This window comes from Streptomyces sp. Ag82_O1-12 (genome assembly GCF_900182715.1).
GTDB lineage: Bacteria > Actinomycetota > Actinomycetes > Streptomycetales > Streptomycetaceae > Streptomyces > Streptomyces massasporeus.
In genome coordinates, this window is sequence record NZ_FXUW01000001.1 from 5676756 (window position 1) to 5701793 (window position 25038).

Below are 25038 nucleotides of genomic sequence, written 5' to 3' on the forward strand. Positions count from 1 at the left end.
GGGGCTACAGGGGGTTTGTGGGGGAGTCGGAAGCGGTCGCGGGCTTGGTGTGGAGGATGTCGCGTGCCTGCTCCGCGGCGCGGGCGGAGCTCTCGGAGACGAAGTCGAGGAAACGGGCGACGTTCTCGAGGCGTGCGCCGGCCGGAGTGCCGGGGCCGAGGATGCCGACGCCCTGCCGTGCGGTGTCGACGACCCTGGCGATGGCCTGTGCGCTGGCCAGCATCGACCGGTACCAGATGTCGTCGTCGACGACGTAGCGCTCCCGGCGGCCCTGATCGGCCTCCCGGCGGACGAAACCCTGGCTGTCGAGGTACGCGACCGCCTTGGACACCGAGGCCGGGCTGACCTGGAGGCGCTGGGCCAGTTCGGAGGCCGTGAGGCTGCCCGAGTCGGTCATGCAGAGGCAGGCCATCACGCGGGACATCATCTTCGGCATACCCGACCCCATCATGACGGTGGTGAACGTCTCCTCGTACTCGCGCACGGCCTCGGCGTCCCGTCCGTCGGTCTGCGGGAGCGCCTTCGGGTCCCGTGGCGCGGCCTGTTTGCGGCGGGTACGGCGTTCCGTGGCGCGATGGGCCAGGTCGGCGCGGTAGGCCGTGGGGCCGCCGTTGCGCATGACCTCGCGGGTGATCGTCGAGGTCGGGCGGTCCAGGCGCCGGGCGATCTCCGCGTAGGCGAGGCCGTCGGCCAGTCCCAGCGCGATCTGCTGGCGCTCCTGCTGAGTGAGTCTGCCTCCCGGCATCGCGGCCTCCTTCGTCGTGCGTGATGTCCGCACCATAGCGTTCATCTTCATTTCATTGCAACGGGCTGAGTGGTGTTGTTGCGTTAGGCGGCAAGGTCGTTGCAATGAAATCTCGGCTTTGAGCTGCGATGACTGACTTCTTGTGCAACGACGTTGTTGCCTGCTGTGTGAATGCAACGTAGCTTTTCCATCGTTGGAAACGACGGAACGAAGCCAGACCAAGGAGAGCAACGATGCAGAGGTTCGACAGCCCCGCCCCCGTCTCGGCCGTCCTGGACATCCCCGCCGGACGCATCCGCCTCATCGCCGCCGACCGGACCGACACCACCGTCGAGGTCCTGCCCGCGGACCCCGCCAGGAGCCGCGACATCAAGGCGGCGCAGCACATCGAGATCGCCCACCACGACGGCGTCCTGCGGATCGAGGCCCCCGCGGCCAAGAACCGCATCCTCGGCCACAGCGGATCCGTCGAGGTCACCGTCCAACTGCCCGCAGGATCCCGCGTCCAGGCCAAGGGCGCCGCCGCAGACCTGCGCGGCGTCGGACGGCTCGGCGACGTCGTCTTCGACGCGGCCCAGGGCACGGTCAAGCTCGACGAGACCGGCAGCGCCCGCCTCACCCTGCTCGCCGGCGACATCACCGTCGGCCGTCTGGGCGGCCCCGCCGAGATCAGCACCCAGAAGGGCGACCTCCGCATCGCCGAGGCCGCATCCGGCACCGTCGCGCTGCGCACCGAGCAGGGCGACATCACCGTAGCCGCCGCCCACGGCGTCTCCGCCTCCCTCGACGCCGGCACCGGCCACGGCCGGATCCACAACGCCCTCAAGAACGCCGACGGCGCCGCCGCCGACCTGGCCATCCACGCGACCACCGCCCAGGGCGACATCACCGCCCGCAGCCTCTAGAAACCCGCCGCCCCTCCTGAGGAGTACCTCTCATGACCGATCTGGCCATCGCGGCGAACGGACTGCGGAAGTCCTACGGTGACAAGGCCGTCCTGGACGGCGTCGACCTGGCCGTCCCGGAAGGAACGATCTTCTCCCTCCTCGGTCCGAACGGCGCCGGCAAGACCACCGCCGTGAAGATCCTCTCCACCCTCATCTCGCCGGACCCGACCAGCGGCGAGATCCGGGTCGGCGGCCACGACCTCACCGCCGACCCGCAGGCCATACGCGCCGCGATCGGGGTGACCGGTCAGTTCTCCGCGGTCGACGGCCTGATCACCGGCGAGGAGAACATGCTCCTCATGGCGGACCTGCACCACCTGCCCAAACGCGAGGGACGCCGCGTCGCCGCCGAGCTGCTGGAGCGCTTCGACCTCACCGACGCCGCGAAGAAGCCCGCCTCCACCTACTCCGGCGGCATGAAACGCCGCCTCGACATCGCCATGACCCTGGTCGGCGACCCCAGGATCATCTTCCTCGACGAACCCACCACCGGCCTCGACCCCCGCGCCCGCCACACCATGTGGCGGATCATCCGCGACCTCGTCACCACCGGCGTCACCGTCTTCCTCACCACCCAGTACCTGGAGGAAGCCGACGAACTCGCCGACCGCATCGCCGTCCTCCACCACGGCATCCTCGCCGCCGAAGGCACCGCCGAGGAACTCAAACGGATCGTCCCCGGCGGACACGTCCGGCTCCGCTTCACCGACCCCACCGCCTACCGGAACGCCGCCACCGCCCTCGGCGACATCACCCGCGACGACGAAGCCCTCGCCCTCCAACTCCCCAGCGACGGCAGCCAGCGCGCGCTGCGCGCCATCCTCGACCGTCTCGACACCGCAGGTGTCGAAGCGGACGAACTGACCGTGCACACCCCCGACCTCGACGACGTGTTCTTCGCCCTGACGGGCAACACCGACCAGCCCAAGGAGACGGCCCGATGACTTCCCTCTCGTTCGCCGTGCGCGACTCGGCCACCATGCTGCGCCGCAACCTGTTGCACGCCCGGCGCTACCCGTCCCTCACCCTGAACCTGCTGCTTACACCGATCATGCTGTTGCTGCTCTTCGTCTACATCTTCGGCGACACCATGAGTGCGGGCATCGGCGGTGGCGGTCCGGACCGCTCCGCGTACATCGCCTTCGTCGTCCCCGGCCTGCTGCTGATGACCATCGGCAGCACCACGATCGGCACCGCGGTCTCCGTCTCCAACGACATGACCGAGGGCATCATCGCCCGCTTCCGGACCATGGCCATCCACCGCGGCTCGGTCCTCATCGGGCACGTCGTCGGCAGCGTGCTGCAGGCGGTCATCAGCGTGATGCTCGTCGGCGCCGTCGGTGTGGCCATCGGATTCCGCTCCACCGACGCCACCGTCCTGGAGTGGCTCGCGGCCTTCGGACTGCTCGTGCTGTTCGCGACCGCGCTCACCTGGATCGCGGTCGGCATGGGCCTGGTCAGCCCCAACGCCGAGGCCGCCGGCAACAACGCGATGCCCCTGATCCTGCTGCCGCTGCTGTCCAGCACCTTCGTCCCGCTCGACGCGATGCCGGGCTGGTTCCAGCCGATCGCCGAGTACCAGCCCTTCACCCCGGCCATCGAGACCCTGCGCGGCCTGCTGCTCGGCACCGGGATCGGCCACAACGGATGGCTCGCCCTCGCCTGGTGCCTCGGCCTCGCGGTACTCGGCTACTTCTGGTCGGCCGCGAAGTTCAACGACGACCCGAAGTAGCCCCCGGGCCGATGCCCCGCGCGACAAGGCCGAAACGCGCCCCCAAGCGCGCTCGCGAACCCTTGACAGTGGTTCCACGCGCGTCAAATCTGGGCGCAGACCGCTCGCCCCAAGGGGAGGCGAAGATGCCTGCAGCGCGGGAATCTCTACTGGACGCCGCGTACACGGCGCTCGTGCGCCGGCCGTGGTCCGCCGTACGGATGGTGGACGTGGCCGCGGCGGCCGGAGTGTCCCGGCAGACGCTGTACAACGAGTTCGGCAGCAAGGACGGTCTCGCCCGGGCGCTCGTCAGGAGAGAGGCCGACGGATTTCTCGCCGGGGTGGACCGCGCTCTCGCCGGGCACAGCGATCCCCGCGACCGGCTCGCGGCCACCGCCGAGTGGACCGCTTCAGCGGCCCGGGAGAACCTCCTCGTCCGCGCCATGCTCACCGGCTGCTGGAGCGAGCGGCTGCCCGCCCCGGCCCTGGCGGCCGTGCAGTCCGCCTCCGCCGTGCCGGCCCAGCGCCGCGCCGACGGGCCGCTGCCCTCACCCGGCGACTTCGTCGCCCTCGTCCGCGACCGGGCCGTCGGCCTCCTGGCCGCCCCCGGCACGGCCACGTCCGACTCCGCCGACCTGGCCCGCTCCTGCGAACTCGCCGTCCGGCTCGCCCTGTCGTGCGTGGCCGCGCCACCCGGCGAGGGCGGCGTCGCCGATCTGGTCCGCAGCGCCCTTCAACGGCAGACGGGGTGACGGAGCGTCAGTGTGCCGACCCCGACAACTGCAGCCCGATCACACCGATGATGACGAAACTGATCGACACGATCTTCAGTGTGGACACCAGGTCGCCCAGGAAGATCATGCCGTAGATGGCCGTACCCGCCGCCCCGATGCCGGTCCACACCGCGTACGCGGGACCCACGTCGAGCCGTCTCAGCGCCAGGGTCAGCAGTCCGAAGCTGCCGAGGGCGAAGACGCAGAACGCGACCGTCGGCCACAGCCGGGTGAAGCCGTGCGACAGCTTCAGACACACCGCGAAGCCGGTCTCGAGCATCCCGGCCACGATGACCAGCAGCCACGCCATGAGTCGTCCTCCCGTATCCCACGTTCAGTGACCGCTTCGTCAGTTTCGTCGCGCTCGTCAGGCAGTGGCCAGGCTTGGGTCCGGCTTGGGTGCGATTATGCACTTACCGTCCGCCCGCCAGGACAAACAACGCGGAGGTCAGTCGCCTTCCTTGCGCTCGCGCGTGGACAGCATCCGGCGCAGCGAGTACAGCCGCGCCGGATCCGCGTGTCCCTCGGCCACCCACGCGTCCAGCGCGCAGTCCGGCTCGTCGTGGCTGCACGCGCGCGGGCAGCCCTCGGTGCCGGGCTCCAGATCGGGGAAGGCGTGGATGACCTGGGACGGGTCCACGTGGTGCAGCCCGAAGGACCGCAGGCCCGGTGTGTCGATGACCCAGCCGTTGTTGCCCGACAGCGGCAGCGCCAACGCCGAGGTGGTGGTGTGGCGCCCGCGGCCCGTCACCGCGTTCACGTGCCCGGTCGTACGCCGCTGGTCCTCCGGCACCAGCGAGTTGACCAGAGTCGTCTTGCCGACGCCGGAGTGTCCGACGAACGCGGTGATCTTGCCGTCGAGCTGCTCGCGCACGCGGGCGAGGGCGGTGCCGCTCTGCAGTTCCTCGCGGCTGGTCACGACGTAGGGGATGTCGAGGTGGCCGTACAGCTCCAGCAGCTCGTCGGGCGGGGCGAGGTCCGACTTGGTCAGGACCAGCAGCGGCTCCAGGCCGCCGGCGTAGGCCGCGACCAGGCAGCGGTCGATCAGCCGGGGGCGGGGCTCCGGGTCGGCCAGGGCGGTGACGACGGCCAGCTGGTCGGCGTTGGCCACGACCACGCGCTCGTAGGGATCGTCGTCGTCCGCCGTGCGGCGCAGGACGGAGGTGCGTTCCTCGATGCGCACGATCCTCGCGAGTGAGTCCTTCTTGCCCGTCAGGTCGCCCACGATGGCCACCCGGTCGCCGACGACCGCGGCCTTGCGGCCGAGCTCGCGGGCCTTCATCGCCAGGACCACACGGTCCCCGACGAGGCAGGTCAGGCGGCCCCGGTCGACGGTGAGGACCAGGCCCTCGGCGGCGTCCTCGTGTTTGGGGCGGATGTTCGTCCGGGGCCGGGTGTTCCGGCGGCCCGGACGGGTGCGGATGTCGTCCTCGTCGGTGTGCTTGCCGTAGCGGCGCATGACCTTATCCCCGCGTCCTACGCCCCGAGCATCCCGGTCCACAGATCGGGGAAGTCGGGCAGGGTCTTGGCCGTGGTCGCCACGTTCTCGATCTGCACGCCCTCCACCGCGAGTCCGATGATCGCGCCGGCCGTGGCCATGCGGTGGTCGTCGTAGGTGTGGAAGATCCCGCCGTGCAGTCGGCGCGGGCGGATGTGCAGACCGTCGGCGGTCTCTGTGACGTCGCCGCCGAGTTCGTTGATCTCCTTGGTCAGCGCGGCCAGCCGGTCCGTCTCGTGCAGCCGCAGATGGGCTACGCCGCGCAGGGTCGACGGGGAGTCCGCGAGGGCCGCGACCGCCGCGATGCCCGGCGTCAGCTCGCCGACCTCGCCCAGGTCGACGTCGATGCCGTGGATCGAGCCGGAGCCGGTGAACACCAGCCCGTACTCGGTCAGTTCGCAGGAGCCGCCCATCTCGGTGAAGATCTCGCGCAGCCGGTCACCGGGCTGCGTGGTGCGGGAGGGCCAGTCCGGGACGACGACCTTGCCGCCGGTCACCAGGGCCGCCGCGAGGAACGGCTGGGCGTTCGACAGGTCCGGCTCGATGACCAGGTCCCGGCCGAGCAGGGCCCCCGGCGAGACCCGCCACACGTTCGGCTCGCCGCCCGACTCGGGCGTGTCCACCTGGGCGCCGACCGCGCGCAGCATGTCGACGGTCATGCGGATGTGCGGCATGGAGGGCAGCGTGGCGCCGGTGTGGCGGACCTCGACGCCCTGGTTGAAGCGCGGCCCGGACAGCAGCAGGGCGCTCACGAACTGGGACGAGGAGGAGGCGTCCACGGTGACTGTGCCGCCTTCGAGGGCGCCGTTGCCGTGCACGGTCATCGGCAGGGCGCCGCGACCGTCGTCGTCGATCCGGGCACCGAGCTGACGCAGCGCGTCGATGACGCCGTTCAGCGGACGCTCGTAGGAGCGGGGGTCGCCGTCGAACCGGACGGAGCCGTCGGCGAGCGTGGAGACCGGCGGCAGGAACCGCATCACCGTGCCGGCGTTGCCGACGTCGACCGTGGCCGGGCCGCGCAGGCCCGTGGGGATCACCCGCCAGGCCTCGCCGGTGCCGTCGGGGCCCACGCCTTCCTCGATCTCGATGCCCATCGCGCGCAGTGCCCCGGCCATCAGCAGGGTGTCCCGGGAGCGCAGGGGGCGGCGCAGCCAGCCGGGCTCGGAGGCGAGGGAGGCGAGGACCAGGGCACGGTTGGTGACCGACTTGGACCCGGGCACGTGGACCGTCGCGTCGACGGCTCCGCTCGCGTGCGGGGCGGGCCAGAGGGCGGTGTCTGCGGTGTTCGGGGCCATGGCCCCACTTTATAAGCCAGCCGACTTCCGAGTGCGGCGCCGTCGGCGCCGGTCGCGCCCGCGTGGTGAGGCCGCACACCGCGGGGGCCACGCGCCCCTCGGGCCGGCTGTCACATCTCCAGCAGCCAGCGCCCGCCGCCGATCAGCGAGCACAACGACACCGCGTGGAAGAGGAAGAACCACAGCCCCGCCGGTACGTGCGTCAGCCGCGACAACTGGTCCGCGTCCGAGTCGCCCGCCCCGCCCCGCGCCCGCTTCGCCTGGAGTTCGAAGGCCGGGCGGACTCCGCCGATCAGCAGGAACCACACCACCGCGTACGCGAACGCCGCCTGGACCTGAGGCCCGGCCAGCCAGGACACCAGCACGAACAGACCGCCGGTGACGAGCATGGTCAGGGCGCCGTAGGCGTTGCGGATCATCACGAGCATGGCCAGGAGCAGGGCCGTGGCCAGCCACAGCAGGAGGGTGATGCGGCCGCCGCCCAGCAGGGCCGCCCCGCCCAGGCCCAGCAGGGGCGGGGCGGTGTAGCCCGCGGCGGCGGTCAGGATCATGCCGATGCCGTGCGGCTTGCCGCGGCTGACGGTCAGGCCGCTGGTGTCCGAGTGCAGGCGTATGCCGGTGAGGGTGCGGCCGGTCAGCAGGGCCACGAGCCCGTGGCCGCCCTCGTGGGCGATGGTGATGGCGTTGCGGGAGATGCGCCACAGGCCGTGCGGGATCACCACGGCGAGCGCGGCGCCCAGGGTCGCGATCACCACCCACAGGTCGGGGTCGGGCTGCGTGCCGGACACCTCGTCCCAGAGGGAGGCGAGCGAGGCGGTTGCGGTGCTGTCCATGTGCGGCGTTGGCTCCCTGTGGGCGGATGGGATCTGGCAGTGTGGCACGTATGTGCGGACGGTATTCGGCGAGTCGTAGGCCAGAGGATCTCGCAGGAATCTTCGAGATCGAGAAGTGGGAGCCCGAGGAGACCCTCGCGCCGGACTACAACGTGGCGCCCACCAAAGAGGTCTACGCCGTCCTGGACCGCCCCCTGAAAGACGCGGACGACCCGCGCCCGGTTCGGCAGCTGCGCACGCTGAAGTGGGGACTCGTCCCGTCCTGGTCGAAGACCCCCGAGGGCGGCGCCCGCATGATCAACGCCCGCGCGGAGACCGTCCACGAGAAGCCCTCCTACCGCCGCGCCTTCACCTCCCGGCGCTGCATCCTTCCCGCCGACGGCTACTACGAGTGGGTCACCGGCTCCCAGGAGCGCGAGCTGGAGGTCGAGGGCAAGAAGAAGCGGCCCCGCAAGCAGCCCTACTTCGTGACACCGGCCGACGGGTCGGTCTTCGCCATGGCCGGGCTGTACGAGTTCTGGCGGGACAAGACGCTGCCGGACGACCACCCGCAGGCCTGGTGGGTGACGTGCTCGGTCATCACCACGGAGGCCGAGCAGAGCCCGCTCGCGGTGTCCCCGGCCGACGGGCCGCGGGCGCTCGCCGAGATCCACCCCCGGATGCCGCTGATGCTGACGCCCGACCGCTGGGACGCCTGGCTGGACCCGTCCCGCACGGACGCCGACGACCTGCGCGAGCTGCTCGCCCCGCCGCCCGCCGGGCTGATGCGCGCCTACCCGGTCGCCACGGCCGTCAGCAACGTCCGCAACAACGGGCCGGAGCTGCTGAAGGAGCTGGAGGGGCCCGAAGAGGGCACACTCTTCTGATGTGACGCATGTGACGAAGGCGACCAGCACGACCACCGAGACCGTCGAGACCGACGCCGGAACCGCCCGTATCACCTGGCACGAGGCGAAGCAGGCCCGGCTGGTCCTCGCCGTCAGCCACGGCGCGGGCGGCGGCATCGAGGCCCGCGACCTGACGGCCCTGGCCGAGGTCCTGCCCGCCCACGGTGTGACCGTCGCCCGGGTGGAGCAGCCCTGGCGGGTGGCCGGGAAGAAGCTGGCGCCCGCGCCGAGGACCCTGGACGCCGGCTGGCGCGGCATCTGGCCCGCGCTGGCGAAGTCCGGGCTGCCGGTGGTCTCCGGCGGACGCAGCGCCGGGGCCCGGGTGGCCTGCCGCACCGCGACCGAGCTGGGCGCCCACGCCGTGCTCGCGCTCAGCTTCCCGCTCCACCCCCCGGGCAAGCCGGAGAAGTCCCGCGCCGACGAGCTGCTGGGTTCCGGGGTGCCCACCCTGGTCGTGCAGGGCGGCAACGACCCGTTCGGCAAGCCGGCGGAGTTCCCCGAGGGGACGTACGCGCTCGTGGAGATCCCGTACGGGGATCATGGCTTCGCCGTGCCGAAACGTGCCGACATCTCGCAGGACGAGGCCGTGGCGGTCATCACGGACGCGGTCGTGGAGTGGACCGGGTCACTCGGGTAAAGCCTCGGGAATGCCGGGGCGGCGGTCACTGTTGTGCGGGACGTACGTGCTGGAGACCAGCGCCGACGTCGTAGGAGAGGGAGTCCGCCGCATGGGTTCGACCATCTGCCCGCCCCGCAGCAGCCGCGCCGACCTGGACTGGACGGTGCTGCACGCGGCCAGGACCGCCCCTGTTCGGGCGGCGGGCGGACCGGATCGTCGTCTATCCTCCGATTCGGGTGAGACCGGTCTCGGTCTCACGAGAACACGCGAGGAGGTGGGTCCGGTCACAGGGACCGACGCAGGGACCGAAAACGGCCAGGCGGAGCAGCCCGAGGGCCAGGGCGGCACGGGCGCGGAGACGGCCGCGGAGCGCAATGCGCGCTTCGAGCGGGACGCGCTCGAGTTCCTCGACCAGATGTACTCGGCCGCGCTGCGCATGACGCGCAACCCGGCCGACGCCGAGGACCTGGTGCAGGAGACGTATGCCAAGGCGTACGCGTCCTTCCACCAGTTCCGCGAGGGCACCAACCTCAAGGCGTGGCTGTACCGGATCCTCACCAACACCTTCATCAACTCGTACCGCAAGAAGCAGCGCGAACCTCAGCGCTCCGCGGCCGAGGAGATCGAGGACTGGCAGCTCGCCCGCGCCGAGTCGCACATGTCGACGGGCTTGCGCTCCGCGGAGTCGCAGGCGCTCGACCACCTGCCCGACTCGGACGTGAAGCAGGCGCTCCAGGCGATCCCCGAGGAGTTCCGCATCGCCGTGTATCTCGCGGACGTCGAGGGCTTTGCCTACAAGGAGATCGCCGACATCATGGGGACACCCATCGGTACGGTGATGTCCCGGCTGCACCGGGGCCGCCGTCAGCTGCGCGGCATGCTGGAGGACTACGCCCGTGACCGCGGGATGGTCCCGGCCGGTGCCGGAGAGTCGAACGAAGCGAAAGGCTCGGGGTCATGAGCTGCGGAGAGCCGCACGAGACGGATTGCAGCGAAATCCTCGATCATCTCTACGAGTTCCTCGACCGTGAGATGCCGGACTCGGACTGCGTGAAGTTCGAGCACCACTTCGAGGAGTGCTCGCCCTGCCTCGAGAAGTACGGGCTCGAGCAAGCCGTGAAGAAGCTCGTCAAGCGCTGCTGCGGGCATGACGACGTGCCGGGCGACCTGCGGGACAAGGTCATGGGGCGGATCGAGCTGATCCGCTCCGGCCAGGCCGTCCCCGACCAGGACGTCACGGCCTCGCCCGCCACGCCCCAGGAGTCCTGACACTCCTGCGCGTTTCAACTACCCCGCGTCTGCCGCGGGTAGTCACCCTCGAACACGTCACTCGAACGTGCTAATCCGAGGGTTATCGCCCCACGAACCCCCCTGCCGCCGCCCTAGGCTCCGATGCCTGACGGACATGGCCGGGGGAGGGGCTCATGGAAGCGGTACCGGCACGGGCACGTGTCTACATCGCCTGTGCCGCCATGGCCGCACTGCTCTGCCTGCTGCCACTGCCGGGCGTCCGCACGCCCTGGTGGGCGGCCGCGCTGCTCGCGGCGCTGTACGCGGGGTGCGAGCGCGTGGCCCGGTCCCGGTTCGTGGGGATCTCCCACCCGGCCGGGACCTTCTACCCCGTACTGCTCGCCGGCGCCTTCCTGTTGCCGGCGCCCGCCGCGGCGCTGGTGGTCGTGCCCGGCGCACTGCTCTCGCAGGTCGCGCAGCGGCCCGTGGCGCTGCGACGTGTCTGGCGGGCCGCACAGCTCGTCCTCGGGGTGCGGGCCGCGGCCGAGGTGCACCGGCTGCTCGGCGGGCAGGACGCGGTCGCCGCGGGCGACGTCCCGTACGCCCTCGGTCCGGCCGGAGCGGCCGTGCTGGCGTTCTGCCTGGTGCTCGCGCTGCTGGACGGCGGCATCCTGGCCGTGGCGGAGCGGGTGCCGCTGCGGCGGGCCTGGCGCGGCCTGGTGGCCCGCTCGCTCGCACCGATCGCCGTGCACGGCCTCGCCGGGGCTGATGATGGCCGTCCTGTGGCGCAGCCCCTACGGGCCCGTCTCCGCGCTGCTCGTCCTGCTGCCCATGTGTGTCTCGTGGTGGGCGTTCGCGCAGTACCACCGGGAACGCGCCGCCCATCAGGCGACCATCCGGGCGCTGGTGCAGGCCGTCGACATCAAGGACGGGTACACCCGCGGGCACAGCGAGCGCGTCGGGCAGGCCTCCATGATGATCGCGCGCGAGCTGGGCATGGCCGACGAACGCGTGGAGGTGCTCCGTTTCGCCGGGATCCTGCACGACGTGGGCAAGCTGGGCGTGCCCACCCGGCTGCTCAGGAAGGACGGGCCGCTGACACCCGAGGAGCGGCGGGTGATCGAGCTGCACCCGGAGTACGGGCACGAGATGGTGCGCGGCATCGGCTTCCTCGGCGAGGCCCGCGCCGCCGTGCTGCACCATCACGAGCGGCTCGACGGCAGCGGCTACCCCTACGGCCTGGTGGGCCGTCAGATCCCCGAGTCGGCGCGGGTCGTGGCCGTCGCGGACGCCTTCGACGCCATGACCTCCACCCGCAGCTACAGCAGGGCCCGGCCCGTCTCCGTGGCCCTGGCGGAGCTGGAGCGGTGCGCGGGCAGCCAGTTCGACCCGGTGATGGTCGCGGCGCTCGTCGAGGCCGTCGGGCGCACGGGATGGCACCCCGCCGTGACCGCCGACGACGAGGAGACCCGCCCGTCCCGCGTGCCCCCGCCCGGCACCCGCCTGGCCGGCCGCCCGGGAGCGCACCGATGAGGGCGTACCGGCCGCCACCGCTCCTCACTCTCGTCCACGCCTGCGCCGCCCTCTTCGCGACCGGCTCCCTCGCCGTCACCTTCGTCCACGGCCTGGACGAACCCCGGGTCGCCCTCGCCTTCGGCGTCCTCGTCACCGTCGGTGAGCTCACCCGCCGCAACGGCGCCCGGGTCCGGGAACCGGCGCCCCTCGGGGCCGCCGCGGCCCTCTCCTACGCCCTGCTCGGGGAAGCCGGCGGACGGGCCACCCACCACGGCCCCGCCCAGGTCGTCGCCGTCGTGCTGGCCGCCTCCCTGCTCGGCAGCGTCCCGCACGTCGCACGCGGGCAGGGGCCCACCCTCGACCACCTGGCGCGCCGCGTGCTCACCGTCGGATTCGTCGCCGTGTGCTTCCAGCCCCCGTACAACCGGGGCATGTTCGACGACTGGGGCGGTCCCGCCTACGCCCTGCTGCTCCTCGCGCTGCTGTCCCTGACCGCGCTGTGCGACGCGGTGTTCGCCGCCGCCCTGGCTCACACTCGCACCGGCTGGCCCTTCGGGCCGGTGCTGCGGGACGAGCTGCGGGCCGTGTACGGCATCGGCTCCGCCGTCATCGCGACCGGGGCGGTGATGGCGCTGGCGGTCGCCGTGGTGGGGCTGTGGGCGCTGCCCGTCTTCTCCGTGCCGCTGCTGCTCGCCCAGATGGCGTTCCGCCGGTACGCCGCCGTCCGGGCGACCTACCGGCAGACCATCGCCTCCCTCGCCCGGGCCACCGAGGTCGCCGGATACACCCCGGCCGGGCATGCCCGGCGCGTCGCCGTGGTCAGCAAGGCGGTGGGGCGTGACCTGGGGCTGACCGAGCCCGAGCTCGGCGTGCTGGAGTACGCCGCGCTCATGCACGACATCGGCCAGCTGAGCCTCGTCGACCCCGTTCCGTCGGGCGCCACCGCCGCGCTGCCCGCGGCGGAGCAGCGGCGGATCGCCCTGCTCGGCGGAGCCGTCGTCCGGCAGACGGGCGTCGACGAGGCGGTGGCCGTCGTCGTGGAACGGCAGGCCGACCCCTACGCCGAGCAGCCGCTCGCCGCGCAAATCGTCCGGGCCGTGAACGCGTACGAGGAGAAGTCCCGGGAAGGAGGGCCCGGCGGGCCGCTGACGGCGCTGGAGGAACTCCGGCTCGCCACCGCCGGGACGTACGCCCCGGAGGTGGTGGAATCACTGGCCCGCGTACTGGCAAGGAGCAGTCTGACCCTGCCCGTGGCTGGGTAACCCATGGGTAATGAGCGCCCTCGAGGCCGTACGTGGTTGGATGCGAAGGAGAAGGTGTCCGGGGGCTCGAAACACAGCTACGGCCAGCCCACCGCACGGAACTGGCAGGCGGGAATCGTGAGGATCTTCGGCAAGGGACGGCACCGGCCCTCCGCCTCCTGGCGGCAGGCCACGGACCGCGCGTTCACCCTCATCGGCGACGGCCGGTACGAGGACGCGGGCGCACTGTTGACACGTGCCGCCGATCTGGAGCCCTGGCTTTCCGAGTCCTGGTTCAACCTCGCGCTGCTGCACAAGTTCCGGCACGACTGGGAGCAGGCGCGGGCGGCCGGACTCAGGGCCGTGGCGCTGCTCGACCGGGACACCGGCGCGCCCGACTGGTGGAACGTCGGCATCGCCGCGACCGCGCTCCAGGACTGGCCGCTGGCCCGGCGTGCCTGGCAGGCCTACGGGCTGCGGGTGCCGGGGGCGGCCAACGACTCCGGTGAACCCCTCGGCATGGATCTCGGCAGCGCGGCCGTACGGCTGTCCCCGGAGGGGGAGGCCGAGGTCGTGTGGGGGCGGCGGCTGGATCCCGCGCGGATCGAGGTGCTGTCCATCCCGCTGCCGTCGTCCGGGCGGCGCTGGGGAGAGGTCGTCCTGCACGACGGGGTGCCGCACGGGGAGCGCACGACCGCCGCCGGGCACACGTACCCGGTGTTCGACGAGATCGAGCTGTGGGCGCCGTCGCCCGTGCCGACGTGGGTGGTGCTGCTGGAGGCGGCGACGGAGGCGGACCGGGACGCACTGGAGCAGCTGGCCGCGGACGCCGGGTTCGCCGCGGAGGACTGGTCCTCGTCGGTGCGGTTGCTGTGCCGGATGTGCTCGGAGTCCCGGATGCCCTCGGACGAGGGCGACGGGGAGCATCTCGATCCGCACGATCACAGTGAGCCGGGGCATCCCGGGCCGCTGGGGCACCGGACGGACGGGCAGCTGTGGGTTCCCGAGCGGGAGTGCGGGTTGGCCGCGCCGGCTGCGCTGGTGAGGGGGTTGCTGGACGGGTGGGTGGCCGACAGCCCTGATTCCCGGGACTGGCGAGATCTGGAAGAGGTCTGTTAGCGGCGTTGCCGGGTGCAGCGCCGTTGTGGTCGTTCGCGCAGTTCCCCGCGCCCCTGACGGGGCTCCTTCCCCGTACCCTGTATCAGCATCCCGGGTTGGATTTGTTCAGGAAGGCGTACGGACGTCATGGCTCAGCAGGACACCGATCAGCAGCGCGCGGGCGTGCTCCCCGTCGATGACGAGGGGTACGTGATCGACACGGAGGACTGCGAGGAGCGCGAGGCTGCCTGGCGGGAGCGGGGGACCTCGCGGCCGATCACGGTCGTCGGGAACCCGGTGCTGCACAAGGAGTGCAAGGACGTCACCGACTTCGGAGACGAGTTCCAGCAGCTCGTCGCGGACATGTTCGCCAGCCAGCGCACCGCCGAGGGCGTGGGCCTCGCCGCCAACCAGATCGGCGTCGACGCGAAGGTCTTCGTCTACGACTGCCCCGACGACGAGGGCGTCCGGCACACCGGCGTCGTCTGCAACCCCAAGCTCGTCGAGCTGCCCGCCGACAAGCGCCGCCTGGACGACAGCAACGAGGGCTGCCTGTCGGTGCCCACGGCGTACGCGCCGCTCGCCCGGCCCGACTACGCCGAGGTGACCGGGCAGGACGAGAAGGGCAACCCGATCAAGGTGCGCGGCACCGGATACTTCGCACGGTGTTTGCAGCACGAGACGGACCACCTGTACGGCTACCTGTACATCGACCGGCTCTCCAAGCGCGAACGCAAGGACGCCCTGCGGCAGATGGCCGAGAACGAGCCCCGCTACCCGGTCGTGGCCAACGACTGAGACCCCAGCCTCACCAGGCACACGGCGTCTGTTCGGGTTTCCCACCCTGAACAGGCGCCGTTCGGCTGTGCCGTTCGCCTGTCCGTCGCACGTTCGATCGCTTCTGCTCGCCAGATGATCCGCCGCTAGCCACACAACGGGAGGTTCCCGGCACTGTGGGGGAGTGAATGAAGCAAATGCGTTCCCAGAACGGTCAGTTGTAGTGCTGAATGGGATGAGCGGGGTATGCAACGGCGCACGCCCGGCATGAAGGGAGGGGCGCCCGCGCCAACTGGCGGCTGAGAGGGGTTAGTTCGTGCACGCTTTGTCACACGGCACCACATCGACACCGGGGGCGATCGCAGTTCCACCATCGCTCTCCCTCCCGGTGATCGAGGAGGAGTTTCCCCGGCAACTCCACCCGTATTGGCCGAAGTGCCAGGAGAAGACCCGGGCCTGGCTGCTCGAAAAGCGGCTCATGCCGGCGGACAAGGTGGAGGAATATGCCGACGGCCTTTGCTACACCGACCTCATGGCCGGGTACTACATCGGCGCCTCCGACGAGGTCATGCAGGCGATCGCCGACTACAGCGCGTGGTTCTTCGTCTGGGACGACCGTCACGACCGCGACATCGTGCACGGCCGTCCTGTCGCCTGGCGGCGGCTGAAGGACCGGCTGCACGCGGCCCTCGACTCCCCCGGGGAGCACCTGCACCACGAGGACCCACTGGTCGCCGGGTTCGCGGACAGCGTGCTGCGGCTGTACAGGTTCCTGCCCCAGACGTGGAACCTCCGGTTCGCCCGGCACTTCCACGCGGTGATCGACGCGTACGACCGGGAGTTCCACAACCGCACCCGGGGAATCGTCCCGACGGTCGAGGAATACCTGCAACTGCGTCGGCTCACCTTCGCGCACTGGATATGGACGGACCTGCTGGAGCCGACCGCCGGCTGTGAACTCCCCGAGGCCGTCCGGAAACACCCGGCGTATCTGCGGGCGGCGCTGCTGAGCCAGGAATTCGCCGCCTGGTACAACGACCTGTGCTCACTCCCGAAGGAAATCGCGGGCGATGAGGTGCACAATCTCGGAATCAGTCTCATCACCCATGAGGGGCTGACCCTGGAACAGGCCGTCGTGGAAGTCAGGTGCCGAGTCGAGAAAAGCATCACCGATTTCCTCGACGTCGAGCAGGAAGCCCTGAAGTTCGCCGACGACCTCGCCGACGGATCCGTGCGGGGAAAGGAACTGAGCGCCGCCGTGCGGGCCTGCCTGAGCAACATGCGGAACTGGTTCAGCTCCGTCTACTGGTTCCACCACGAGTCCGGCCGGTACATGGTCGACAGCTGGGACGACCGGTCCACGCCCCCGTACGTCAACAACGAAGCGGCAGGTGAGAAATGACCGTCGAGTCTGCGCAGCCCGAAACCCCGCCGGCCATCGAGCCGCGGGAACCGCCCCGGGCGGGCGGAGGTGTCCCCGTGCTCGGGCACGGCTGGAAGCTGGCCCGCGACCCGCTGGCCTTCATGTCCCGGCTGCGCGAGCACGGCGACGTCGTGCGGCTGAAGCTCGGGCCGAAGACGGTGTACGCGGTCACCGCCCCGTCCCTGACCGGCGCCCTGGCGCTGAGCAACGACTTCATCATCGCCGGACCGCTGTGGGAGTCCCTGGAGGGCCTGCTCGGCAAGGAGGGCGTGGCCACGGCCAACGGCCCGCGCCACCGGCGCCAGCGGCGCACCATCCAGCCCGCCTTCCGGCTCGACGCGATCCCCGGCTACGGCCCGATCATGGAGGAGGAGGCACACGCGCTCACCGAGCGCTGGAAGCCCGGCGAGACGATCGACTGCACGTCCGAGTCCTTCCGGGTGGCCGTGCGCATCGCGGCCCGCTGTCTGCTGCGCGGCGAGTACATGGACGAGCGGGCGGAGCGGCTGTGCGTCGCCCTCGCCACCGTCTTCCGTGGCATGTACCGGCGGATGGTGGTCCCGCTCGGACCGCTCTACAACCTGCCGCTCCCGGCCAATCGCGAATTCAACCGGGCATTGGCCGATTTGCATCTCCTCGTCGACGAGATCGTCGCCGAGCGCCGGGCATCCGGTCAAAAGCCGGACGATTTGCTGACGGCATTGCTGGAGGCGAAGGACGAGAATGGCGACCCGATCGGGGAACAGGAGATCCACGATCAGGTCGTCGCGATCCTCACCCCCGGGAGCGAAACCATCGCCTCCACGATCATGTGGCTGTTGCATATGCTCGCGGAGCATCCCGAACACGCCGACCGGGTGCATGACGAAGTGCAAGCCGTCACCGGTGGGAGGCCGGTGGCATTCGCAGACGTCCGAGGACTCAGGCACACCAACAATGTCGTCGTCGAGTCCATGCGTTTGAGCCCGGCCGTCTGGATTCTGACCCGTCGGGCGGTGCGGGACACGGAACTCGGTGGCTACAGTATTCCGTCCGGGGCGGACATCATCTACAGCCCGTACGCGATCCAGCGCGACCCGAAGTCGTACGAGCGGCACCTGGAGTTCGACCCCGACCGCTGGCTTCCGGACCGGGTCCAGGACATCCCGAAGCACGCCATGAGCCCCTTCAGCGTCGGCAACCGCAAGTGCCCGAGCGACCACTTCTCGATGGCCCAGCTGACGCTGGTCACGGCGGCGCTGGCCACCCGGTACCGCTTCGAGCAGGTGGCGGGGTCGAAGGACGCCACCCGCGTCGGTATCACGCTGCGGCCGCACGACCTGCGGGTACGGCCGGTGGCGAGGTGAGGGCCCCCGGGCTCAGGCCGCCTCGGGACCCCTGAACGTCCGCCGGTAGGCGTTCGGGGTCGTCCCCACGGCGCGGACGAAGTGGTGGCGCAGTGTGGCCGCGTTGCCGAACCCCGTGCGGCCGGCGATCGCGTCCATGGTCTCGTCCGTCGCCTCCAGCAGCCGCTGGGCCAGCAGCACGCGCTGGCGCAGGATCCAGCGGTAGGGAGTGGTCCCGGTCTCCTGCTGGAAACGGCGGGCGAAGGTGCGCGGGGACATGTGGGCGTGGACGGCGAGCTGCTCGACGGTGACCTCCTCGTCGAGATGGCGCTCCATCCACGCCAGCACGTCGCCGATCGTGTCGCCCTCGGCGTCGGGGAGCGGGCGCTCGATGTACTGGGCCTGGCCGCCGTCGCGGTGCGGCGGCACCACCATCCGCCGGGCGATCTTGTTGGCGACCTCGGTGCCCTGCTCCTTGCGCACCAGGTGGAGGCAGGCATCGATGCCGGCGGCCGTGCCCGCTGAGGTGATCACCGGATCCTCGTCGACGTAGAGCACGTCCGGCTCGACGGCCACGTGCGGGTACTGCCGGGCGAGGTCCTTCGCGTGCTTCCAGTGCGTGGCGCACCGGCGGCCGTCCAGCAGCCCGGCCGCGGCCAGCACGAAGACACCGGAGCACACGCTCAGCACGCGCGCCCCGCGGTCGACCGCGCGGCGCAGCGCGTCCAGCAGCTCCGGCGGGAAGTCCCGGGACGCATAGCTGTGCCCCGCCGGCACGGCGATCAGATCGGCCGTCTCCAGCCGCTCCAGGCCGTGCTCCACCTGGAGTGAGAAGCCCGAGTTCATCCGCAGCACCGGGCCCTCGGCCGAGGCGACCGCGAAGTCGTAGACCGGCAGGCCTTCGTCGCTCCGGTCCGTGCCGAAGACTTCGCACACCACACCGAGTTCGAAGGGGTTCACGCCGTCGAGGAGGGCGACGGCCACGTTCTGCAGCATGGATCCAGTGTGCCTCGCCGTTGGCAGTAATTCGAGGGTCTACGGCAGTACTGCCACTGACGGTAAGGAGCAACCGGCGCGACAGTGGTGTCCATGAACACGAACCAGATCGAAGCACTGATCGGACTGACCGCCACACTCGGGATCCTGGTCCTCCTGATCCTCCCGTCCGTGATCGGCCTGGTGCGCGAGAGGCGCATCGACCGGCAGATCCGGGAGGCTCAGGAGGCCCGCGGAGAGCTTCCGGCTCAGAAGTCCTCGTCCAGGTCGACGGTGCCCTCCACCGCCACCTGGTACGCGGAGGGCCGTCGCTCGAAGAAGTTGGTCAACTCCTGAACCCCCTGGAGCTCCATGAAGGAGAAGGGGTTCTCCGAGCCGTAGACCGGAGCGAAGCCGAGGCGGGTGAGCCGCTGGTCGGCGACGCACTCCAGGTACTGCCGCATCGACTCGGTGTTCATGCCCGGCAGGCCGTCACCGCACAGGTCGCGCGCGAACTGCAGCTCGGCCTCGACGGCCTCCCGGAGCATGTCCGTCACCTCCTGCTGGAGCCGGTCGTCGAACAGCTCCGGCTCCTCCTTGCGGACGGTGTCGACCACGTCGAAGGCGAAGGACATGTGCATCGTCTCGTCGCGGAACACCCAGTTGGTGCCGGTGGCCAGGCCGTGCAGCAGGCCCCGGCTGCGGAACCAGTAGACGTACGCGAAGGCGCCGTAGAAGAACAGGCCCTCGATGCACGCCGCGAAGCAGATCAGGTTGAGCAGGAACCGGCGGCGGTCGGCCCGGGTCTCCAGCCGGTCCAGCTTGTCCACCGAGTCCATCCACTTGAAGCAGAACGACGCCTTCTCGCGGATGGACGGGATGTTCTCCACGGCCGAGAAGGCCGCCGCGCGGTCCTCCGGGTCGGGCAGATAGGTGTCGAGCAGCGTCAGATAGAACTGGACGTGCACAGCCTCCTCGAAGAGCTGACGGCTCAGATACAGCCGCGCCTCGGGGGAGTTGATGTGCTTGTACAGCGTCAGCACCAGGTTGTTCGCGACGATCGAGTCGCCCGTGGCGAAGAAGGCGACCAGCCGGCCGATCAGGTGCTGCTCCGCCGGTGACAGCTTGGCGAGGTCGGTGACGTCCGAGTGGAGGTCGACCTCCTCCACGGTCCAGGTGTTCTTGATGGCGTCCCGGTAGCGCTCGTAGAAGTCCGGGTAGCGCATGGGGCGCAGGGTGAGCTCGAAGCCGGGGTCGAGAAGGTTCTGGGTGCTCATTACTGGCAGGCCTCGCAGGACTCGGGGTTTTCCAGGGAGCAGGCGACCGCTTCGGGGTCCGGGGTGGCCTGCGCGGGGACGGTGGCCTGGGCGGCGCGGGCGATGCGGGTCGCCGGGCGCGAGCGCAGGTAGTACGTCGTCTTCAGCCCGGACTTCCAGGCGTAGGCGTACATCGAGGAGAGCTTGCCGATGGTCGGCGTCTCCAGGAACAGGTTCAGGGACTGGGACTGGTCCAGGAACGGGGTCCTGGCCGCCGCCATGTCGATCAGACCGCGCTGCGGGATCTCCCACGCCGTGCGGTAGAGGGCGCGCACGTCCTCGGGGATCCAGGCGAAGTCCTGCACCGAGCCGCTGGCCTCGCGCAGGGCCTCCCGGCTGCGGGCGTCCCACACGCCGAGCCGCTTCAGCTCGTCCACCAGGTAGGAGTTGACCTGGAGGAACTCGCCCGAGAGCGTCTCGCGCTTGAACAGGTTGGACACCTGCGGCTCGATGCACTCGTACACGCCCGCGATCGATGCGATGGTGGCCGTGGGGGCGATCGCGAGGAGCAGGGAGTTGCGCATGCCGGTCGTGGCGATGCGCTCCCGCAGAGCCGCCCAGCGTTCGGGCCAGGTCACCTCCACGTCGTAGTGGTCGGGGTGCAGCACGCCCCGGGCCGTACGGGTCTTCTCCCAGGCCGGCAGCGGGCCGATGGGGGTCCCCCCTGCACCGGAGCTTGTCGCAGGTGCTTGGGGGCGCTCGGCCAGGTCGGCGGAGGCCTCGTACGCGGCCAGCATGATCCGCTCGGCGATGCGGGTGGACAGCGCCTTGGCCTCGGGCGAGTCGAAGGGCAGGCGCAGCTTGAAGAAGACGTCCTGGAGGCCCATCGCGCCGAGGCCGACCGGGCGCCAGCGGGCGTTGGAGCGGCCCGCCTGCTCGGTCGGGTAGAAGTTGATGTCGACGACCCGGTCGAGGAAGGTCACGGCCGTGCGGACGGTCTCGTCCAGCCGCTCCCAGTCCAGGTCGCCGGTCGAGGTGTCGACAAAGGAACTCAGGTTGACCGAGCCCAGGTTGCAGACCGCCGTCTCCCCGTCGCTGGTGACCTCCAGGATCTCCGTGCAGAGGTTGGAGGAGTGGACGACGTGGCCCGGCTCGGCCGTCTGGTTGGCGGTGCGGTTGGCGGCGTCCTTGAAGGTCATCCAGCCGTTGCCGGTCTGCGCGAGGGTGCGCATCATGCGGCCGTACAGCTCACGGGCGGGCAGGGTCTTCCTCGCCAGGCCCTTCGCCTCGGCCGCCCGGTACGCGGCGTCGAACTCCTCGCCCCACAGGTCGACCAGCTCGGGCACGTCCGAAGGGGAGAACAGCGACCACTGCGCGTCGGCGTTCACGCGCCGCATGAACTCGTCCGGCACCCAGTGCGCCAGGTTCAGGTTGTGCGTGCGGCGGGCGTCCTCGCCGGTGTTGTCGCGCAGCTCCAGGAACTCCTCGATGTCGGAGTGCCAGGTCTCCAGATAGACCGCGGCGGCGCCCTTGCGGCGGCCGCCCTGGTTCACCGCGGCGACCGAGGCGTCGAGGGTCTTCAGGAACGGGACGATGCCGTTGGAGTGCCCGTTGGTGCCGCGGATCAGCGAACCGCGGGCGCGGATGCGGGAGTAGGCGACTCCGATGCCCCCGGCGTGCTTCGACAGCCGGGCCACCTGGTGGTACCGGTCGTAGATGGAGTCCAGCTCGTCCTTGGGGGAGTCGAGGAGGTAGCAGGACGACATCTGCGGGTGCCGGGTGCCCGAGTTGAAGAGGGTGGGGGAGGAGGGGAGGTAGTCCAGGCGGCTCATGAGGCTGTAGAGAGCCGCGACCTCGTCCAGCGCGCGTGTGGTGTCGTCCTCGGCGAGGCCGCTCGCCACCCGCAGCATGAAGTGCTGGGGCGTCTCGACGACCTTGCGGGTGATCGGGTGCCGGAGCAGGTAGCGGCTGTGCAGCGTGCGCAGGCCGAAGTAGCCGAAGCGGTCGTCGGCGCCGGTGTCGATCAGGGCGTCGAGCCGGGCCGCGTGCAGCCGGACGAACTCGGCGGTGCGGTCGGCGATGAGGCCCTCGCCGTGGCCCACCGCCACGGACTCGGTGAAGGACGTGACGCCCTGCGAGGCGGCCTCCTCGCGGATGCCGATGGTCAGCAGCCGGGCGGCCAGCCGGGAGTAGGCGGGGTCCTCGGAGATCAGACCGGCCGCGGCCTCCGTCGCCAGCTCCCGCAACTCCGCTTCGTCCGCGGCGGCGGACCGGCCGCGCAGCGCGGCGGCGGCGACCCGGCCGGGGTCGGCGTCGGGGAGGTCGGCGGTCAGCTCGGTCAGGATCCGCAGCAGCGCGGTACCGGGAGCGTCGTGCTCCTCCTCGGCGGCTGAGACCGGTTCGGCTGGCGCGATGGTCACGTGGGGCTCTCCCTCGCTCGGCACGGGGGCCTCGTCGAGGGCAGGCGGCAGCACACGAGCGCACGCGGCGTCGCGTCCACCGGCCCATTCCACGAGGCCCGGACGTCAGGGCACACCGGCCGGGTGGCCGGGTGCGCTGTCGACAGGTCCTCGGACTGAATCCCATGCGCCTATATGGGCATGGGTACACCGTTGCGGGACAGTTCCGGATTCACACCGGATTCCCCTGCGGCGACAGCGAGCATGAGCATACATCTTGTGCCGGGCTCGGTCGGCACCCCCAGATGTTGTGTCGCGGTGGTGTCGGAGCGTCAGCTCTACGTGACAGCGGGCCGCCGTGACGCTTGGTCACGACGGCCCGCTGCGGGGTGTTCGCTGTGGGTCGAAACCCTGGAATCAGTGCGCGGATCCGGCGGTCGCAGGCGGAAGCTCCACCTGGACCCCGGGGTCGCCCGCGTCCGCCGTGTAGTCCTCCGGCTTGGTCTCGTCGATGCCGTCGGGGGCCTTCAGGGCCTTCAGGACGAAGGTCAGGACCACCGTCACCACCACGTTCAGCACGAACGCAGTGAGGCCGATGTAGCCGATCTCGCCGATGCCCGGGATCTCCTTCGCGGAGCCGCCGAAGTGCTTCTGCGTCGGGGAGGCGACGCCGTACGCGGCGACGGTGCCGTAGATCATGCCGACCGCCCAGCCCGCGAGCAGCGCCCAGCGGTGGAACCAGCGGGTGAACAGGCCGCCGACCAGGGCCGGGAAGGTCTGCAGGATCCAGATACCGCCCAGGAGCTGGAAGTTGATGGCGACCGTCTTGTCCATGGTGAGGACGAAGGCCAGCGCGCCGACCTTCACCAGCAGGGAGACCAGCTTGGAGACCTTGGTCTCCTGCGCCGGAGTGGCGTCCGGCTTGATGAAGTCCTTGTAGATGTTGCGGGTGAAGAGATTCGCGGCCGCGATGGACATGATGGCCGCGGGCACCAGCGCGCCGATGCCGATCGCCGCGAACGCCACGCCCGCGAACCAGTCCGGGAACATCGTCTCGAACAGCTGCGGAATCGCAAGCTGCCCGTTCTGCACCTTGATGCCGGCCGCGATCGCCATGAACCCGAGCAGCGCCAGCAGCCCCAGCATCAGCGAGTACAGCGGCAGGATCGTGGTGTTGCGGCGGATCACCTCACGGCTCTTCGAGGACAGCGTCGCCGTGATCGAGTGCGGGTACATGAACAGCGCCAGGGCGGAGCCCAACGCCAGCGTGGCGTACGTCCACTGGCCCGGCTCGGCCGGTGTCAGCGCACCGCGCGGCGCGCCCGTCGCCGGGTTGGTCTGGCTGTACGCCTCAGTGGCCTTGGCGAAGATGTCGTCGAAGCCGCCCAGCTTGATCGGGATGTAGATGATCGCCACCGCGATGACGATGTAGATCAGCGTGTCCTTCACGAACGCGATGAGCGCGGGGGCCCGCAGACCCGAGGAGTACGTGTACGCCGCCAGCACGCCGAACGCGATCAGCAGCGGCAGGTCCTTGATGAACCAGTTGGTGTTCTCACCGCCGCCGACGCCCATCACGTCCAGCACGGCCTGGATGCCGACCAGCTGGAGCGCGATGTACGGCATCGTCGCCAGGATGCCGGTCACGGCCACCGCCAGCGACAGGCCCTTCGAGCCGAAGCGGCCGCGCACGAAGTCGGACGTCGTGACATAGCCGTGCTTGTGGGACACCGACCACAGGCGGGGCAGGAAGGTGAAGATCAGCGGGTAGACCAGGATCGTGTACGGCACGGCGAAGAAGCCGGCCGCGCCCGCCGCGTAGATCGCCGCCGGGACGGCGACGAAGGTGTACGCCGTGTACAGGTCGCCGCCGAGCAGGAACCAGGTGATCCAGGTGCCGAACGAGCGGCCGCCCAGGCCCCATTCGTCCAGGCTCTGCTCGTTCTCGGCCTTGCGCCAGCGCGCGGCCAGGAAGCCCATGACCGTCACGGCCAGGAAGAAGAAGATGAAGACGCCGAGCGCGACGCCGTTCACGCCGTCCTTCACCGCGACGCACCGCCCTTCGCGGCCGAGCGGGCGCGCTGGTCGCGCTGCCACAGCTTGTAGGCGGTCATCGTCAGGGCGGTGGAGATGAGCACCCACGCCATCTGGTACCAGTAGAAGAACGGGATCCCGATGAAGGCCGGGTCGGTCTTGGCGTACGAGCCGACCCACAGCATGGCCACGAACGGCGCTATGAGGCAGACGGCGATGACGACGCGCATGGGCGTCACCACCGGCCCTCCACTGGCTTCTGGGGCTTGCGACATCAGGCGGCTCCGTCCCCTTGGTGATCACCTGTGTAATGCGCAGGCAATCTAGGTCAGGGCGTGCCCATAGCGGAACCCCTCGTCCGCAATGCGGTACCCAACCGAAATCAGGCCTCAGCAGTGACGGAAGCGGGCGCGGGTGCCCCTGGGGGCTGTCGTGTGGATCATGCCGACGTCGCGGG

General features: G+C 70.5%; 24 protein-coding genes, 1 pseudogene and 1 riboswitch. Of the genes and pseudogenes, 15 read left to right on the forward strand and 10 right to left on the reverse strand.

All coding sequences use genetic code 11. The features are described 5' to 3' along the window. Nucleotides 1-4: 4 nt before the first annotated feature. Nucleotides 5-745, reverse strand: a complete 741-nt coding sequence (locus tag QOL88_RS26195; RefSeq protein WP_097223192.1) for a GbsR/MarR family transcriptional regulator — start codon at nt 743-745, stop codon at nt 5-7. 233 nt (nt 746-978) lie between these two features. On the opposite strand from QOL88_RS26195, the gene QOL88_RS26200 reads away from it, so the two are divergent. The 4 genes from QOL88_RS26200 (at nt 979) to QOL88_RS26215 (ending at nt 4155) form a co-directional block, all read left to right on the forward strand. Then, a complete protein-coding gene (locus QOL88_RS26200) occupies nt 979-1650 on the forward strand; it encodes a DUF4097 family beta strand repeat-containing protein (RefSeq protein WP_097220219.1) in 672 nt (223 codons plus the stop codon). Between the two features lie 32 nt (nt 1651-1682). After that, complete coding sequence (locus QOL88_RS26205) at nt 1683-2636, forward strand: ATP-binding cassette domain-containing protein (protein ID WP_097220221.1); 954 nt, start codon at nt 1683-1685, stop codon at nt 2634-2636. Further along, nucleotides 2633-3424: an ABC transporter permease gene (locus QOL88_RS26210; RefSeq protein ID WP_097220224.1), complete on the forward strand. Its 792-nt coding sequence runs from the start codon at nt 2633-2635 to the stop codon at nt 3422-3424. The genes QOL88_RS26205 and QOL88_RS26210 overlap by 4 nt, the downstream gene beginning before the upstream one ends. Before the next feature lie 125 nt (nt 3425-3549). Next, nucleotides 3550-4155: a TetR/AcrR family transcriptional regulator gene (locus tag QOL88_RS26215; RefSeq protein ID WP_097220227.1), complete on the forward strand. Its 606-nt coding sequence runs from the start codon at nt 3550-3552 to the stop codon at nt 4153-4155. Between the two features lie 7 nt (nt 4156-4162). On the opposite strand, the gene QOL88_RS26220 is transcribed toward QOL88_RS26215, so the two are convergent. The 4 genes from QOL88_RS26220 to QOL88_RS26235 form a co-directional block, all read right to left on the reverse strand. Further along, on the reverse strand, nt 4163-4486 hold the full coding sequence (locus QOL88_RS26220) for a DMT family transporter (protein ID WP_097220231.1): 324 nt from the start codon (nt 4484-4486) through the stop codon (nt 4163-4165). Between the two features lie 138 nt (nt 4487-4624). After that, a complete protein-coding gene (gene rsgA, locus QOL88_RS26225) occupies nt 4625-5635 on the reverse strand; it encodes a ribosome small subunit-dependent GTPase A (protein ID WP_097220233.1) in 1011 nt (336 codons plus the stop codon). 17 nt (nt 5636-5652) lie between these two features. Then, complete coding sequence (gene aroA / locus QOL88_RS26230) at nt 5653-6969, reverse strand: 3-phosphoshikimate 1-carboxyvinyltransferase (RefSeq protein ID WP_097220236.1); 1317 nt, start codon at nt 6967-6969, stop codon at nt 5653-5655. 110 nt (nt 6970-7079) lie between these two features. Further along, complete coding sequence (locus tag QOL88_RS26235; RefSeq protein ID WP_031108059.1) at nt 7080-7802, reverse strand: M50 family metallopeptidase; 723 nt, start codon at nt 7800-7802, stop codon at nt 7080-7082. Between the two features lie 50 nt (nt 7803-7852). On the opposite strand from QOL88_RS26235, the gene QOL88_RS26240 reads away from it, so the two are divergent. The 10 genes and pseudogenes from QOL88_RS26240 (at nt 7853) to QOL88_RS26285 (ending at nt 17938) form a co-directional block, all read left to right on the forward strand. Beyond that, a complete protein-coding gene (locus QOL88_RS26240) occupies nt 7853-8668 on the forward strand; it encodes an SOS response-associated peptidase (protein WP_097220239.1) in 816 nt (271 codons plus the stop codon). A gap of 10 nt (nt 8669-8678) precedes the next feature. Then, entirely contained in the window at nt 8679-9326 is a 648-nt protein-coding gene (locus QOL88_RS26245) for an alpha/beta hydrolase family protein (RefSeq protein ID WP_097223193.1), read from the forward strand. Between the two features lie 256 nt (nt 9327-9582). Next, nucleotides 9583-10269, forward strand: a complete 687-nt coding sequence (sigR, locus tag QOL88_RS26250; RefSeq protein ID WP_097220242.1) for an RNA polymerase sigma factor SigR — start codon at nt 9583-9585, stop codon at nt 10267-10269. Next, nucleotides 10266-10577, forward strand: a complete 312-nt coding sequence (gene rsrA, locus QOL88_RS26255) for a mycothiol system anti-sigma-R factor (RefSeq protein ID WP_059416550.1) — start codon at nt 10266-10268, stop codon at nt 10575-10577. Before sigR ends, rsrA begins: the two co-directional genes overlap by 4 nt. A 155-nt stretch (nt 10578-10732) precedes the next feature. Then, a pseudogene (locus tag QOL88_RS26260) lies at nt 10733-12071 on the forward strand (HD-GYP domain-containing protein). Beyond that, nucleotides 12068-13315, forward strand: coding sequence for an HD-GYP domain-containing protein (locus tag QOL88_RS26265; protein WP_179878965.1), 1248 nt, complete (start codon nt 12068-12070; stop codon nt 13313-13315). Before QOL88_RS26260 ends, QOL88_RS26265 begins: the two are co-directional and overlap by 4 nt. A gap of 117 nt (nt 13316-13432) precedes the next feature. Further along, on the forward strand, nt 13433-14413 hold the full coding sequence (locus tag QOL88_RS26270) for a tetratricopeptide repeat protein (RefSeq protein ID WP_031108068.1): 981 nt from the start codon (nt 13433-13435) through the stop codon (nt 14411-14413). A gap of 126 nt (nt 14414-14539) precedes the next feature. Next, complete coding sequence (gene def / locus QOL88_RS26275) at nt 14540-15190, forward strand: peptide deformylase (RefSeq protein ID WP_031108069.1); 651 nt, start codon at nt 14540-14542, stop codon at nt 15188-15190. A gap of 295 nt (nt 15191-15485) precedes the next feature. Beyond that, nucleotides 15486-16571, forward strand: a complete 1086-nt coding sequence (gene cyc1 / locus QOL88_RS26280) for an epi-isozizaene synthase (RefSeq protein WP_097220248.1) — start codon at nt 15486-15488, stop codon at nt 16569-16571. Next, nucleotides 16568-17938 carry a bifunctional albaflavenone monooxygenase/terpene synthase gene (locus QOL88_RS26285; RefSeq protein WP_097220251.1) on the forward strand — a complete coding sequence of 457 codons (1371 nt, stop codon included), beginning with the start codon at nt 16568-16570 and terminating at the stop codon, nt 17936-17938. Before cyc1 ends, QOL88_RS26285 begins: the two co-directional genes overlap by 4 nt. Nucleotides 17939-17950: 12 nt before the next feature. Here QOL88_RS26285 and QOL88_RS26290 read toward each other — a convergent pair whose 3' ends face one another. After that, on the reverse strand, nt 17951-18913 hold the full coding sequence (locus tag QOL88_RS26290; protein WP_097220255.1) for a GlxA family transcriptional regulator: 963 nt from the start codon (nt 18911-18913) through the stop codon (nt 17951-17953). Between the two features lie 93 nt (nt 18914-19006). Here QOL88_RS26290 and QOL88_RS26295 point away from each other — a divergent pair, with 93 nt between their 5' ends. Next, complete coding sequence (locus QOL88_RS26295) at nt 19007-19249, forward strand: hypothetical protein (protein ID WP_179878966.1); 243 nt, start codon at nt 19007-19009, stop codon at nt 19247-19249. Here the strand turns inward: QOL88_RS26295 and QOL88_RS26300 are convergent. From QOL88_RS26300 to QOL88_RS26315, 4 genes are all read right to left on the reverse strand, one after another. Next, nucleotides 19162-20169, reverse strand: a complete 1008-nt coding sequence (locus tag QOL88_RS26300) for a ribonucleotide-diphosphate reductase subunit beta (RefSeq protein ID WP_097220258.1) — start codon at nt 20167-20169, stop codon at nt 19162-19164. The two genes, QOL88_RS26295 and QOL88_RS26300, sit on opposite strands and share 88 nt — an antisense overlap. Beyond that, complete coding sequence (locus QOL88_RS26305) at nt 20169-22568, reverse strand: ribonucleoside-diphosphate reductase subunit alpha (protein ID WP_097223194.1); 2400 nt, start codon at nt 22566-22568, stop codon at nt 20169-20171. The genes QOL88_RS26300 and QOL88_RS26305 overlap by 1 nt, the downstream gene beginning before the upstream one ends. 124 nt (nt 22569-22692) lie before the next feature. Beyond that, nucleotides 22693-22819: riboswitch (cobalamin riboswitch) on the reverse strand. 145 nt (nt 22820-22964) lie between these two features. Continuing rightward, nucleotides 22965-24593 (reverse strand): monocarboxylate uptake permease MctP, encoded by a 1629-nt coding sequence (gene mctP / locus QOL88_RS26310; RefSeq protein ID WP_097220261.1) that lies wholly within the window; start codon nt 24591-24593, stop codon nt 22965-22967. Beyond that, on the reverse strand, nt 24590-24856 hold the full coding sequence (locus tag QOL88_RS26315; RefSeq protein WP_097220264.1) for a DUF3311 domain-containing protein: 267 nt from the start codon (nt 24854-24856) through the stop codon (nt 24590-24592). The genes mctP and QOL88_RS26315 overlap by 4 nt, the downstream gene beginning before the upstream one ends. Between the last annotated feature and the right edge of the window lie 182 nt (nt 24857-25038).